This is a genomic window from Candidatus Ruminimicrobiellum ovillum, from assembly GCF_002392975.1.
Classification (GTDB): Bacteria; Elusimicrobiota; Endomicrobiia; order Endomicrobiales; family Endomicrobiaceae; genus Ruminimicrobiellum; species Ruminimicrobiellum ovillum.
Genome location: NZ_DGIC01000002.1, coordinates 250640 through 265414 on the forward strand (window position 1 = coordinate 250640; position 14775 = coordinate 265414).

The following is a 14775-nucleotide window of genomic DNA, read 5'->3' on the forward strand; positions in this document are numbered from 1 at the left end:
GATTTACGGTTATATTAGAGTAAGTACAGATAAACAAACAGTTAACCTTGTATAAAACAAACCACCCTTTTTTCTATTTTCATTATTATAAACTTGGATTATAAACTTTTTATCATAAGCTTGTAACATAAAACAAAAAACATATAAATACACTGATGGCATTTGCAATCAGTAACCACCAAAATGTTTTTAGTATTTTTATTTTTAATGTCAGTTTTATGAATAAACCTTCTATAATTGTATTTATAAAAATTACAAGTAAATAAGCTGCAAGCCAATGACTCCAATGGAATGTTCCTATACCGAACTTATCGTAAGCATGAAACACAAAATCAAAAACAAATTCCGAACCTAAACCGGACAGGGGAATAAATATTATTCCGAGTATTGTTGTAATAAAATTCATTAAAAATGTAACTATAGATGCTTTTTTCCAGCTGACTTTTGTAAAATATTTTACGAATAACAACTCAAAAATTAAACCTAAAAGAATTACTTTAAAACTTAACATTCCTTTGGCAATATAAAGAGACGGCCATATAATGTCTGCATTTGCAGGTAATGCAGTAAATGTGATTAACGATATAGCTAAAATAAAATTTTTAGTATTCATATAAAATATATTTTAATTCTTTACATTATCTATAAAATTTGTAAGCTTCTCAAGCTGTTCTTTAGGGTTTTTGAACCAATCGGTTGACCAAATTCTATACATTTTCCAACCTAATCTTTCCAATACTTCCTGCCTTAATCTGTCTCTGTCTCTGATTGTTGCACAAGAATTATAAGTAGGTCCGTCACATTCTATTCCTGCCAAAAATTTATTCGGATTGTTTTTGTCTCTTACGGCTAAATCTATTTTGTAGTTTGAACAACCTACTTGAGAAGATACCAAATATCCTTTTTCCGTTAAAGCTTTGTAAACGGATTCTTCAAAAGGGGAAACAAAAGTATTATTTTCAAAAGAGTTGTCTTCTTTTTTGTTTAAAGAGCTTTCACCTTTTTCCGCAAAATCCAAATATGCCTGTAAAAGCTTTACACCGGTGCTGCTTGTTTTTTCAAGGTTAAAGTCGGAAGCTTTTATTCCGCTGAAAACTTCTATCTTGTATCTTGATCTTGTTACCAACACATTAAGTCTTCTTTCACCGCCGTCTTGATTTATAGGACCGAAATTCATTGAAAGAATTCCGTTTTTGTTTTTGAAATAACCTACACTTATCATAATAACATCTCTTTCGTCGCCTTGAACCGATTCCAAGTTTTTAACGAAGAAATATTCTTGCCCGCTGTTGTTGAAAAAATCTTCGCATGACGGGTCTTGTTCTCTCAGTTTTTCAATTTCGTTTTCTATTAAGCTTTTTTGTTTGATATTTAATGTTGCAACACCTAATGACATATTAGGGTGATTTTTTGCATGCTGCATAACCGCTTTTGCCACAATTTTTGCTTCTTCCGAACACATCTCTTCTTTTGTTGCCGGCGTAGGTATATGATAATTAAATTTTACGCCCAAAGTATCGGAAGTTTCTATACAGTTGGGAAAGGTATACAAATCTTGATATAAATGCTTATTTGAAAAAGCAATTAAATGTTCGTGCTTACTTCTGTAATGCCACTTTAACATACATTGCGGAAATCCGGATGTGGTACATTCATCAAGAATACTGTCCAAATCTTCTCTTTCCTGTTCTTGAGTTTGTTCATCATCAATTTCTTCTTCATCTGTTTCAAGTACGGTTCTAAAGAAAGATGTCGGCGGCAACTGTTTTGTGTCGCCGGTAACAACAAGTTTTGAACCTCTTATTATAGAACCGATACAATCTTCCGTAGTTAACTGACTTGCTTCATCAAACACAACTACATCAAAATGAAATATATTAGGATCCAAAAGTTGTGCAACCGTTGAAGGACTCATCATTAAACACGGTTTTAACTCTAAAAACAGTTTCGGAACAGAGCGAATAATTTGTCTTAAAGATTTTCTTATTCGTTGCAATTTACATAATCTTTTAAGTTCGGAAACTTCTTTCGGATATTGTTGTTTTGCAAAATTTATATTTGACGAAAGTTTTGATACAAGTCTGTCTTTTGCGGAAACAATTTGTCCTTTGTCTAAATTTTTAAATTCTTTTACTAAATCGTCTTGTTCCAAAGAATTAAAGTTCTTTAAAATATCGTTATTTTCAAAAACATATCCCATTAACCATATTCTCAAAAATTCCGTTTCTAATGCTACCGAATAATCATCCAAAGACAGATTTGCTTCAACACATTTGTTCCAGAAAGGAGTCAAACCTTCTTTTTCTATTTCATCGGTTAAGTCCAAATGTTTTATCCATAAAGTCAAGTCGTCGGCTTTCTGTGAAACAGCAGAGAATTTGTTTTTTAAAGCATTAATGTCAATGTCGGAATATTGACAAGCAAAAGCTTTATTCCAATCGAATTTCAATATGTCGGTAATAATATCAAGTTTTGTTTTTATCGGTTCTTGGAGTTGGGATATTGTATCTGTTGCGATTTTGACTTTTTTATAATCTATTTTTTTGTTCTTTATCTTTTCCGTAATGCTTTCTTTAAAAGAAGAGTCTTCTCTTATGAGTTCTTTAAATTTTAAAAGACGGTTACATTGCCTTTTTATATCATTATCATCCGGATTATTTTTGTTCCAATATTGAGAATACAATTTTGCAGCTATATTATCGCATTTATCGAGTTCTGCTGTTGATTTTTTCAATTCTTTAATATTGTTTAAGTCATAGAGCAATTCGTAAAAGCCCGGCTTATGATTGTTAATAAAAAACTGTTTAAAGAAATTATAATTTTTATTGAACTTAAAAAATAATTTTGATACAAATCCGTAAAGAGATAATTTTGATATTAAATCATCAATATCCTGATTTAAAATTTGCGAATTATATTTGTTCTTTATTCTATTGTTAAATGTGGTAAATTGTTTTACCGTATCACGAACAAGTTTAACATCTTCTTCGAAATTTATATCGGTGTTTTCCATATAAGAAAGTGCCGAATCGGAAATATTCGAAACGGAATCTGCAACCGTTATAAAATCTTCAATTTGTGATATTTTTGTAACTTTTTTCAATAAAAGTTCTTCACATAAAAAATTAATATTTTTTTCAACTTCATCTATACTTTTTATAAGATAATCGATTTCTGTTTTTAAATTCATTTTTTCTTTAAGAGAAAGTTCTCTTACTTGTGTGCCGTACCATGCAAAGTCTTTCGGATTTCCTAATTTTTTTATTGTTTCCGTTGCGTTTTTAAAAAGTTCTTTTTTTGCAGATAAATCTTCGTCTGTCCATTTGTCGTAGTTTTCAAATATGTATCTGAATTCGGGAATATGATTGTTATCCAAAACAATCCCTATTGCCTTGTAAGGGGAAATTTTTACTAATCCGGCGGGGGTATGCAACTCTTTCGAATAAACTTTTAAAGATTTTATATCGGTTAATATTTTAGATAAACTCTGAGAATCGTAATTTCCTACAAATTTGTAGTCTAAACTTTTAGCAAGTTCGCCGAGAACATTTTTTCTGTTTGTTTTGTTGCTGTGCAGTTCCAAACAAAAAGGAGCTAAACCGTTGGCTGCTAAACGATTTTTCACTACTTCCAAAGCCGCTATTTTTTGGCTAACAAATAAAACTTTTTTGTTTTGTGCCAGAAGTTCTCCTATCATATTTGCAATGGTTTGACTTTTGCCGGTTCCCGGAGGACCTTCTATAATCAAATTGTTTCCCGATTTTACAACTTGTATTGCTTGTTGTTGTGAAGAATCGGCATCCAAAATTTGATAAGTTCCGTGCGGATGAACAATGTTGTCCAATTCGGATATGGGACAAATATCTTCGGCGGAAACTTGTTTATTATCGTTTAATCCGCAAATGGTTTCAACGAAATTGTTTCTTTTAATTATGGCTTGGTGTTCTTCCAAGTCTTTATACATTACGAATTTGGCAAAAGAAAACAAACCTATGTAAATATTGTTTAACAGCTTCCAACGCGGATTTTTGCTTATTTTATTTTGAACTTTAATAAAAATATCGATAGGATTTATTTCTTCTTCGTCAATAGCAATATCTTCTAAATTTATACCGAAATCTCTTTTAAGTTTAAGTATAAGTGCGGGATTTAATATAACAGAATCTTCATTATATTTAACGGTAAACGGTTGACCTATACTTTTTCTCTTTATTTCAACCGGAACCAACAGAACAGGAGCTTCCATGGGTTCGTTACTGCTGTCTTTTTCGTACCAAATTACACTTCCCAAAGCCAAAAACAAAACATTGTATCCTAAATCGTCATTGGTGGATCTTGCCGTTGTACTTATTTTGTTTAATACCTTGTTTAAATCCTGAACTGAAAGTTTTGTTTGTAAATATTTATCCGTGTGTTTTTTACTTAATTCCGCAGATGTATATTCTTTAAATTCCCGAGCTCTAAATTCTATTCCTTCGTTTAATTCTTCCAAGGGCTTTTTTTCTTGTTCGGGAATATTTGCGGCATTTTCTTTTATCGGTAAAAACTCCAAAGAGTGTAATTCCCGAACCAACGCTTTATATATTTCCGGAGGTTGTTCATCGATAATTCTTAAAGTTAAAGATTTTGAAAATTTAAAATTTAATAATCTGTTTCTTTTCGATAAATCTATAAGTTTCTCTTTCCACTTATAAATTCTTTTTTCTATTGTTTTTTCGTTGTTTGTGTTTTCTGTTATCATTTTTTTGTTACCATTCTGTTTTTTAAAAAACTTAAAGAGATATTAGGATTATATTTCGATATAAAATCTTTAAAATCGGGAAATTCTTTCATAATATTAAATAAAAATTTTTCTTGTTCATTATAAATATTAATGTTTTTATAAAAAACATCTTTAATTTCATTTAAATATGTCTTTATAAAATTAAATTTTTGTTCGTTATCTATAATTAAAGATTCTACAAAAAACAATTTTATATCGTCTAAATTAATTTTATGAGTATTTAAGAAAGAATACAATAACTTAAAACTTTCAAAGTAATGAAAGCCTCTCTCTTTCGAATGCATTGCCGATGTTTGACGTTGAAAATAATGGTGATAAGGACCTTTAAAAACATAAGATTTATCTTGCATTAAATCACAAGCATAAGCAAAATATATATCTTCCGCACCGCATTTTATAGAGGGGAATTTAAAATTGTATTGGTTTAAATATTCTCTTTTATATAATCTTGTCCAAATTACGGGAGGGAAAAATCTTTGAATGATTTTTGAATCAAAACATTCAAAATCTCTCGTAAGAAAATTAAATGTTCCGTAAGCTTTTTTTGCTTTATTATCATATTCTTTAACAAAATTTGCATTTATTATTACATCTGAATTTGTTTCTTTTATTTTGTTCAGCATCTCTTCAAGATAATTTTCGTCAATCCAATCATCGGAATCTATAAAATAGATATATTCTCCTTGTGCAATATCCATACCTGTGTTTCTTGCGTTAGATACACCTTTGTTTTCATTTAAATTGATGATTTTTATTCTTATATCCCGTTTTGAAAAGTCTTGTAAGATTTTTAAGGAATTATCCGCGGAACAATCATTTACACATATTATTTCAATATCTTTTAATGTTTGACCGATTATACTGTTGATACAGTTACCGATATATTTTTCCGTATTAAAAACGGGGATGATTACAGATATTGCGGGTTGCATAAAAATCCTTATAAAGTATTTTTTTTATTTTAAATAAAATATTTGTAAAAAGCAATTGTTAATTTATATAGTTTTTATAATTATAAATAGCAAGATAAGTTATTAGTAATATTGCTACGAAAAAAATATAGCTTATAATTATTGGCGGAATTGTAAAAGACAAAATATTTGTCAAATATAGGAAAATCAACAGTATATTTACGGATATTAACGATAAAAATTCTTTGCTGTATAAAAAATCTTCCTTAACTAACTTTGAGTTTGCGATTAACAAATAAGATATCGATAAAAATATTACAAAATGGAAAAATAATGTAAATGATAATAAATTGTTTGAAATGTAATTTAAAACAAGAAAAAAAGTCGTAAGCATATAAATATTACAAAAAAGAATTAAAGCAAAAAGAGTTTTAAATTCAAAAACTTTTTTGTAAATAAACAATAGGAAAGAAAGAATTAAAAATAAGAAAGGTATGTATAATATCAACTGAATACTGAATTTACCTGCATTATAAACATAAAAATCAAACACTAAAAACAAACAACTTAATGTTGCTAAAATTTTTGTTGCGGATGAAAATTTTATAACGGGAACTTGTGATTTTTTTTGTTTTTTTATTCTGTATATGTAATAAGCAATAAAAATTATTAATATTGTTCCGTAAATAAAAATAATGTCTTTATAATAACCGGTGTTTGTGATTGAATTTATTAAGAGAATAATCAGTAACATTATTGTGCTTATCATTGTGAAATGTTCGCTGTTGCTTAATAAAAGATTTTCTTTTTTTATAAGTATATTAATCCAATATTTGTAAGATGTAAAATAAAAAATTAAAGCTAACAAATATACCAAGAAATGTGAAAAATTAAAAGAAAACAAGAACCAATAAACACAAGATAAAAATACAAACTCAATTATCATAACAAAAAAGTAATGTTGTTTTGTTTCTTTTAAAAGATTCATTTTCATCTCCAAAAGGGATATTTATATTTGATTATAACCAATTTAATATATATAATCAAATGTATAAAAAATATATAATTTTTTTATATGCTTTTTTAGCGAAAAAAACATAATTTAAATTATGAAAAGAAAAATCCTTTTATTATGCCTTGCGTTTTATTGGAAGATTTGTTTTGGATTCTATTTGTTTTTGCTTAAAGAACTTTCGTATGCGCATTATCTTAGAGTTTTTGAAGCTGTATGTAAAATTAAAGATGTTAAAAAAAAGGTTTTAAGTAAAGAACAAAAACAAGAGATAGACAATTTTTATAAAAAAAATTACGGTAAGAAAATTCCTTACATATGGCATAATTTCATGGTAAATCTTAATAATAAATTCGATGTAAGATATATATCTCCTCGAATTTTTATAAAAATTACGGAAAAATTAAATTCAAATTTAGATTCTCTTATTTACGATAAAAATTTTATTTATAACATTGCTGATTCGGCAAATATAAAAGTCCCCAAAAAATTTTTTTGTTCGATAAAAAATCTTTTTTTTGATTCGAATAACAATATAATTTCAAGAGAAGCTTTTTATAAAGGAATGTCGAACATAGGGGAAGTTTTTATTAAGCCGACACAGACATTTAATTCCGGATATGCAAGAAATTGTAAATTGATAAATGTAACGGAAGGAATAGATATTTATTCCAAAAAAAGAATAAAAGATATAATAGAAAAAGAATACAATAAAGATTTTATAGTTCAGGAAAAAATTGTTTGTCATAAAAGTATCTCTGATATCTATTCTAAATCCGTTAACACTTTTTCCGTTTATACTTTTATTTGGAACGGAGAAATGAAAATAATAGATAAACCGATTTTGAAAATAGGAATGAATGACTCTGTTACGGATTTTTCCGGAATACGGAAAGAAGGGCTTATTATTACCATAGATAGCCAAGGCTTTTTATCTGAATTTGCTTTGTGTATAAATCAATACAAGTGGTATTCTTCTCATCCTAATACCGGTTTTATTTTTAAAAACCACAAGATAGAAAATTTTCAAAAAGTGTTTGAAGCTGCAAAAAAAATGCATTCTTATATCCCATGGTTAGGTTTTTGCAAATGGGATATTACTATTGGAATTGATGGTAATCCTGTTATTCTGGAAATAGAATCACCGGGGGAACTGTTTCCGCAGCAAGTTTTGTATAAAGAAGGTTTTTTCGGAGAATATACGGAAGAACTTTTGAGTTGGTTAAAGAATAAAAAATAATTTAAATAATAAAACTGTTTGCCGAGCAAAATGAGGTTTTTGTTATGAAAAAAAAATTAAGAAATCTTTTTCTTTCTATATTCGGTAGTTACGGTATGAGATCTTTTATTATTAGTTGTTCGGCATATATCAGAAGACAATATCTTTACAGATATTTTGCAAACTATTTTGATTCCGCCTTAAATAAAAACATATTAACGAAAGAACAGAAAGTTGAAATAGATAAATTTTATAAAGAAAATTATGGCAAAAAAATTGATTATAAATGGCATAATTTGTTTACAATGTACAGCGGAAAATTCGATGTAAAATATATTCCTCTTGATATTTTCTTGCGTTTTGTAGATAAAATGAATACGGAAAAAAATTATTATGAAGTGTTGAAAGATAAAAATTTTTTATATCTTTGTGCCGACTTTGCCGGAGTAAAAACGCCGAAAAGATATTTTTATTCAATAAACGATAACTTTTTTGATTTTGATAATAATATAATTTCAAAAGAAAGTTTTTATGAAAAAATGTCGAACATCGGTGAAGTTTTTATTAAACCTACGGCTTTTGATGATTCGGGATTTGCAAGAAATTGCAGAGTTGTTAATATAGTAAACGGCACGGATATTTATTCCGGAACAAGTATAAAAGATATTATTGAAGAAAATTATAAAAAAGATTTTGTTGTTCAAGAGAGAATAGTTTGTCACAAAAGCCTTTCCGATATTTATTCAAAATCCGTAAATACTTTTTCAGTTTCTTCTCTTATATGGAATAACCAAATCAAAATAATAAATTATGCTTTTAAAATAGGCAGAGAAAACGGTTTTGTTGATTGGAACGGGCTTGGAAGCAAAAGCTTATTGACGGGAATAAAAGATGACGGTTGTTTATATGATTTTGCTTTTTGTATAAAAGAAAGAAAAAAATATTATGCTCATCCGGATACAGGTGTTAAATTTAAAGATTATAAAATAGATTTGTTTCCCAAAGTCGGAGAAACGGTAAAAAAACTTCATTCCGCAATTCCCTGGCTTAAATTTTGTAGTTGGGATATTACTATTGATAAAGAAGGTACTCCTGTTGTAATAGAAACGGAAAAACCGGTTGCAGTAGATTCTCAGCTGATATTAGGCAGGGCATATTTTAAAGAAAATACAGCTGAAATACTTTCTTTTATCGGGAAAAACAAAACAAATAAATTGCTTTAAAAATTTTAATTTTGTATATTTACAAATTAAAGATTTATCAAATCTAAAAAAAGGAGAGAGAAAGTAAATGAAGAGTTTTATCAGTGAATTTAAAAAGTTCATCGCAAGAGGAAATGTGATGGATATGGCAGTAGGTATCATCATAGGAGCTGCATTTACAAAAATAGTTAATTCTTTGGTTGCAGATGTTATAATGCCTCCTATCAGTCTTTTGTTGGGAAATATTGATTTTACAAATTGGTTTATCGTATTAAGAGACGGAGCGGAAACTGCAGCACCTTATGCTTCTTTGGAAGCGGCAAAAGCAGCAGGAGCCGTAACAATGAATTTGGGATTCTTTATTAACAGTATAATTTCTTTCTTAATAGTAGCTTTCGCAATTTTCATAATAATTAAAGCTATTAACAAAATGAAAGAAGAACCGGCACCTGCACCGGCAGCACCTACAACAAAGAAATGTCCTTATTGCTTTTCCGAAATCGATATAAAGGCAACAAAATGCCCTCATTGTACATCAGATATAAAGTAATATAAAAATTATACAAAAGCCGAGCGGATTTTTCTGCCCGGCTTTTTTTTTATAATTTATAATTGATAATTTACAATGTATAATGTCGGTAAAAACTGTAAAGCAATTTTTGTTAAAGTTAAGTTTTTTGCCTTGCAAAAAACACATAAATTATAAATTATAAATTGTAAATTATAAATTGCTTTTTGCCTTTTTCTCTTTTTTTTAATAAAATATAAGATTATGAAAAAGAAGGGAATGATTATTATTGTTTCTGCTCCTTCGGGTGCCGGAAAAACGAGTATTTGCGATGCTTTAATAAAAAGCGATAAGAATATTGTTTATTCCGTTTCCACTACTACAAGAGAACCGAGAAAAGGAGAAAAGAACGGTAGAGAGTATTTCTTTGTTAACGACAGTGAATTTAAAAAGATGGTTAAAACAAATATGTTTGTAGAGTGGGCAAAGGTTCACGACCATTTTTACGGGACATCAAAAAAAGTATTGGAACAAACAATAAATAAAGGGAAAGATATTTTACTGGATATAGATGTTCAAGGTGCGGTTAAAATAAAAAAACAGTATAAAGACGCTTTAATGATTTTTATTACTACACCGAGTTTAAAAATATTAAAAGAAAGATTGATAAAAAGAAATAAAGACTCGTTGGAAGTCATAAAAAGAAGAATTGAAAATGCAAAAAAAGAACTGACTTATTTACCTAAGTACGATTATTTGATTTTGAATGATAAGTTAGATAAAAGTATACAGGAAGTTAAGTCCGTAATTTGTGCGGAAAGATTATCAATAAAAAGAAATAAAAATATTTGTGGGGGAAAGTAAAATGACCAATGAAGAAAGACCAATAGAAGAATTATTCTTTGCATCCGGTAAAGGGAAATATGAGGTTACAAAGCTTGCAATAGATTGGATAAAAGTAAAGAAAGATGAAGATGAGTATAGAAAGTTATCTCAGGCGGAATTGTTGGATAAAGCAGTGAGAGATGTTTTGTCCGGCGAGGCAAGTTATGAAAAAATAGAAGAAATAAAGAAAAAGAGAGCTGCGGCAAAAGAGGAAAAAGCAGAAGAAAATGCAGCAAACTAATTTAAAAGGTAAAAATATAGTTGTCGGTATTTGTGCCGGTATTGCAATATACAAAGTTTGCGATTTGGTAAGATCTCTTATCAAAATGGAAGCTAATGTTATCTGTGTAATGACGGAAGCGGCAACAAAATTTATTACACCTTTAACTTTTCAGTCGTTATCTAAAAATAAAGTTGTGGTGGATATGTTCGACAGTTCTTATTTTGAAATAGAACATATTTCTCTTGCACAAAAGGCAGATGTTTATGTAATAGTTCCTGCAACGGCAAACACAATTTCAAAATTGGCTAACGGTATGGCGGATAATTTAGTTACATCCACAGCAATAGCAACAACGGCAAAGATTATAGTTTGTCCGGCAATGAACCATAATATGTATCATCATAAAGCCGTTGAAAAAAATATTGAAACCTTAAAAAGTTACGGATATGAAATAGTAGATGCAAAACCGGGACTTCTTGCTTGCGGAGTTGTCGGTGACGGTTGTCTTGCCGATAATGAAACAATACTTAAAACAATAGAAAATCAATTAAAATAAAATGACTGTAACAATACTTATTACATCAGGTCCTACAAGGGAATATATAGATCCCGTAAGGTTTATATCAAATGCTTCTTCCGGTAAAATGGGGAAAGCGTTGGTTCAGGAAGCATTGAAACAAAATTGTAAAGTTATAGCGGTAAAAGGTCCTTCCGATATAGATATTCCCGAAAACAAAAATTGTAAAGTTATAAATGTCATAAGTGCAAAGGAAATGTTATCTGCCGTAAAACAAAATTTAAAATCCGCGGATATTTTTATAGGAGCGGCCGCTGTTTCGGACTACAGACCGGTTTCTGTTGCAAAAAACAAAATAAAAAAGAAAGACATCGGCAGTGATACAATAAATTTAAAACTTATAAAAAATCCAGATATTATAAAATATGTCGGAAATCATAAGAATAAAAAGGTTGTTGTAGGTTTTGCTTTGGAAACAAAAAATCTTTTATCTTATGCCAAAACGAAATTAAAAGAAAAACAGTTGGATATGATTGTTGCTAACGGAGCAAATACCATTTCTTCGGAAAAATCATCACCCGTACTGATTTTTAAAGACGGATCCGTAAAAAAAATAAAATTAGTATCAAAAGAAAAAGTTGCAAAAGAGATAATCAATGAATCAATCGGAATATATAAAACTGTTAAGACTCGTTAGAACCTCAATAGAAGAATACAAAAATTGGGGAGAAGAAGAACTTGTGTTGGATAAAACTCTGTTATCGAAAAAAACAAAACAGGAAGAATCGATAAAAGAAGCTAAAACGGTCGTTAAAGCGGACGAACAAAAAACTATAAAGCAAGAAAATACCCAAATGAAAAGAACAATAAAACAAGAACAACCCGTTCAGAAAAAAAACATACAAACAAAAAATGCCGAACAAAAATTGGAAGATTTAAAAGGTGAAATATGTGCTTGTAAAAAATGTGAGTTGGGAAAGCACAGATTGAATGCCGTTTGCGGCAGCGGAGATCCTTATGCAAATATTATGTTTGTAGGAGAAGGACCGGGATTTCAAGAAGATCATGAAGGACAACCTTTCATCGGAAGGGCGGGGGATTTGTTAACTAAAATTATAGAAGCTATGGGATATAAAAGAGAAACCGTTTATATTGCCAATATAGTAAAATGTCATCCCATGAAAAACCCCGAAAATCCGGAACTTAAAGGAAATGACAGACCTCCTACACCGGAAGAAATGCAAACATGTCAACCTTATCTTGATGAACAAATAAAGATAATTTCCCCGAAAGTTATTATAACATTGGGAGCATCTTCTACGAGAGCCTTATTAAAGAGCGATGATGTTATAAGTAATTTAAGAGGAAAATTTACCGAATATATGGGAATACCTTTAATGCCTACATATCATCCTGCAGCATTATTAAGAAATCCTAAATTAAAAAAAGATGTTTGGCACGATATGCAAAAAGTAATGGCATTGGTTAACAAAAAGGGTTAAAAATGAAAGTTGCAGAAGTTGTTTTACCCGTTCCGCTGAATAAATCTTTTTATTATACAATTCCCGAAGAATTAAAAGATAAACAATTAAAATACAGAAGAGTTACCGTGCCTTTCGGAACAAGAACTCTCGATGGTTATGTTATATCCGTAATTGAAAATTATGAAAAAAAAGATATAAAGCTGAAAAACATAACAAAAGTTATAGATGATATAGAAATTTTAACCGATGAAGCGGTAGAACTTGCCAAATGGCTTTCGGAAACATATTTGTGTTCGATAGGTGAAGCTTTGGCAACAATCGTTCCCATATCGTTAAAAGTTCCGAAAAGGAAATCAAAAGTCAAAAAAAACAAAACGAAAACCTTCAATCCTGATTTTGATATGACACAATATCAAAAAAATGCTATAGAACAAATAGAACAATCAATTAAAGACGGAAAAAATGAAAGTTTTTTGATACACGGTGTTACCGGTTCGGGAAAAACGGAAGTTTATTTAAGAAGTATTCAAACTGCAATCGACAACAATAAATCCGCAATATTTTTGTTGCCGGAAATATCGTTAACTCCGCAATTTATTTCCATATTAAACAAAAGGTTCGGTAATATTGTTGCTTTATGGCACAGCGAAGTAACGACAATACAAAAATATAAAATTTTCGATGCTATACAAAACGGAGAAATAAAAATTGTTGTCGGTGCAAGGTCTGCAATATTTTTACCTTTTACAAATTTAGGGCTTATCATAATAGACGAAGAACACGAAAATACATATAAACAGAATAACAAACCTTCTTATGATACAAAAGAAATTGCATTATGGAGAGCAAAATATAATAATGCCGTTACGGTTTTCGGTTCTGCGACACCGTCTGTAGAATCGTACTATTCCGCTATAGAAAATAAATATAAGTTAATAGAAATGCCTTACAGAATAGATAAAAAAGAAATGCCTCAAGTAAAAATGATTCCTTTAAACAATTTAAAAATGACGGTTTCTGTTTTTTCAAAACCTATGTTGCAAGCAATAAAAAGAGCTTTGGCAAGAAGAGAACAAGTGATAATATTTTTAAACAGAAGAGGTTTTTCACCGTCTATAATCTGTAAACATTGCGATACGGTAATTCAATGTCCCGACTGTTCCGTAGCTATGGTATATCACAAACATCCCGAACATTTGGAATGCCATTATTGCGGAAAACAAATGAAGTTTCCGTTAAAATGTCCAACATGCGGTAAATACGAATACAGAATAATAGGTGTTGCCACGCAAAGAGTGGAAGAAGATTTAAAAAATTTATTTCCTCATACAAAAGTTTTCAGGTTGGACAGAGATACCGCGACATCAAAACAGGTTTATACGGATGTTTACGAGGGGATAAAAAGTGAAGAGTATTCAATACTATTAGGCACTCAAATGGTAACAAAAGGATTTGATTTTCCGAGAGTATCTTTAGTATGTGTTGTTGATGCCGACACCTCTTTATATTTGCCCGATTTCAGGTCTTCGGAAAGAACTTTTCAACTTATTACACAAGTAGCGGGAAGATGCGGAAGAGCGGAAATAAAAGGGAAAGTATTGGTGCAAACAAAACATCCGGAAAATTATGCTTTGAAATTTGCCAAAGAATATAACTATAAAGACTTTTACAATCAGGAAATAGAGTTCAGAAAAGATTTATCTTATCCGCCTTTTTGTAATATAGCTAAAATTACAGTCAGAAACAAAGATAACAAAAAATCGTTTGAGTTTACGGAAAAAGTTTATAAATTTATCGAAGAACAAATAAACAAATCAAATTATCCTGTATCGGTGCTCGGTCCCGCACAATCTTATATTTCAAAATTGAACGGAACTTACAGATGGCAAATAATATTAAAGGGTGAACGAAAACAGTTAAAAGAAGTTTTGGAATATTTACAATCTTCAATAAAGTTACCTTCCGGAACTTTTATCAATATAGAACTCGATCCGAGCGATTTATTGTAATTTATAAATCAATTTTATAGAA

At 29.6% G+C, this 14775-nt stretch carries 13 protein-coding genes; 9 read left to right on the top strand and 4 right to left on the bottom strand.

Translation table 11 applies throughout. The features are described 5' to 3' along the window. Positions 1–112: 112 nt before the first annotated feature. From B2Y85_RS01135 to B2Y85_RS01150, 4 genes are read right to left on the bottom strand one after another with little or no spacing between them, the layout of a single operon-like run. On the bottom strand, positions 113–613 hold the full coding sequence (locus B2Y85_RS01135; protein ID WP_372518635.1) for a hypothetical protein: 501 nt from the start codon (positions 611–613) through the stop codon (positions 113–115). Between the two features lie 12 nt (positions 614–625). Then, the gene (locus B2Y85_RS01140; RefSeq protein WP_372518636.1) at positions 626–4741 is read right to left on the bottom strand and encodes a DUF4011 domain-containing protein; all 4116 of its coding nucleotides are present in this window, start codon (positions 4739–4741) and stop codon (positions 626–628) included. Next, entirely contained in the window at positions 4738–5715 is a 978-nt protein-coding gene (locus tag B2Y85_RS01145; protein WP_372518637.1) for a glycosyltransferase family 2 protein, read from the bottom strand. The genes B2Y85_RS01140 and B2Y85_RS01145 overlap by 4 nt, the downstream gene beginning before the upstream one ends. A gap of 58 nt (positions 5716–5773) precedes the next feature. Then, entirely contained in the window at positions 5774–6682 is a 909-nt protein-coding gene (locus B2Y85_RS01150) for a hypothetical protein (RefSeq protein ID WP_372518638.1), read from the bottom strand. Between the two features lie 184 nt (positions 6683–6866). Here B2Y85_RS01150 and B2Y85_RS01155 point away from each other — a divergent pair, with 184 nt between their 5' ends. From B2Y85_RS01155 to priA, 9 genes are all read left to right on the top strand, one after another. Next, complete coding sequence (locus B2Y85_RS01155; RefSeq protein WP_372518639.1) at positions 6867–7946, top strand: sugar-transfer associated ATP-grasp domain-containing protein; 1080 nt, start codon at positions 6867–6869, stop codon at positions 7944–7946. 44 nt (positions 7947–7990) lie between these two features. Further along, a complete protein-coding gene (locus B2Y85_RS01160; protein WP_372518640.1) occupies positions 7991–9148 on the top strand; it encodes a sugar-transfer associated ATP-grasp domain-containing protein in 1158 nt (385 codons plus the stop codon). A 67-nt stretch (positions 9149–9215) separates the two neighbouring features. Then, complete coding sequence (gene mscL / locus B2Y85_RS01165) at positions 9216–9677, top strand: large-conductance mechanosensitive channel protein MscL (protein ID WP_372518641.1); 462 nt, start codon at positions 9216–9218, stop codon at positions 9675–9677. A gap of 222 nt (positions 9678–9899) precedes the next feature. Beyond that, the gene (gmk, locus tag B2Y85_RS01170; protein WP_372518642.1) at positions 9900–10499 is read left to right on the top strand and encodes a guanylate kinase; all 600 of its coding nucleotides are present in this window, start codon (positions 9900–9902) and stop codon (positions 10497–10499) included. Between the two features lies 1 nt (position 10500). Next, positions 10501–10761 carry a hypothetical protein gene (locus B2Y85_RS01175; RefSeq protein WP_372518643.1) on the top strand — a complete coding sequence of 87 codons (261 nt, stop codon included), beginning with the start codon at positions 10501–10503 and terminating at the stop codon, positions 10759–10761. After that, entirely contained in the window at positions 10748–11299 is a 552-nt protein-coding gene (locus B2Y85_RS01180; protein WP_372518644.1) for a flavoprotein, read from the top strand. The genes B2Y85_RS01175 and B2Y85_RS01180 overlap by 14 nt, the downstream gene beginning before the upstream one ends. A gap of 1 nt (position 11300) precedes the next feature. Then, a complete protein-coding gene (locus B2Y85_RS01185) occupies positions 11301–11957 on the top strand; it encodes a phosphopantothenoylcysteine decarboxylase (protein ID WP_372518645.1) in 657 nt (218 codons plus the stop codon). After that, positions 11917–12762 (top strand): uracil-DNA glycosylase, encoded by an 846-nt coding sequence (locus tag B2Y85_RS01190; RefSeq protein WP_372518646.1) that lies wholly within the window; start codon positions 11917–11919, stop codon positions 12760–12762. Before B2Y85_RS01185 ends, B2Y85_RS01190 begins: the two co-directional genes overlap by 41 nt. Before the next feature lie 2 nt (positions 12763–12764). Next, positions 12765–14753, top strand: coding sequence for a replication restart helicase PriA (priA, locus tag B2Y85_RS01195; protein WP_372518647.1), 1989 nt, complete (start codon positions 12765–12767; stop codon positions 14751–14753). The last annotated feature ends 22 nt before the right edge of the window (positions 14754–14775 follow it).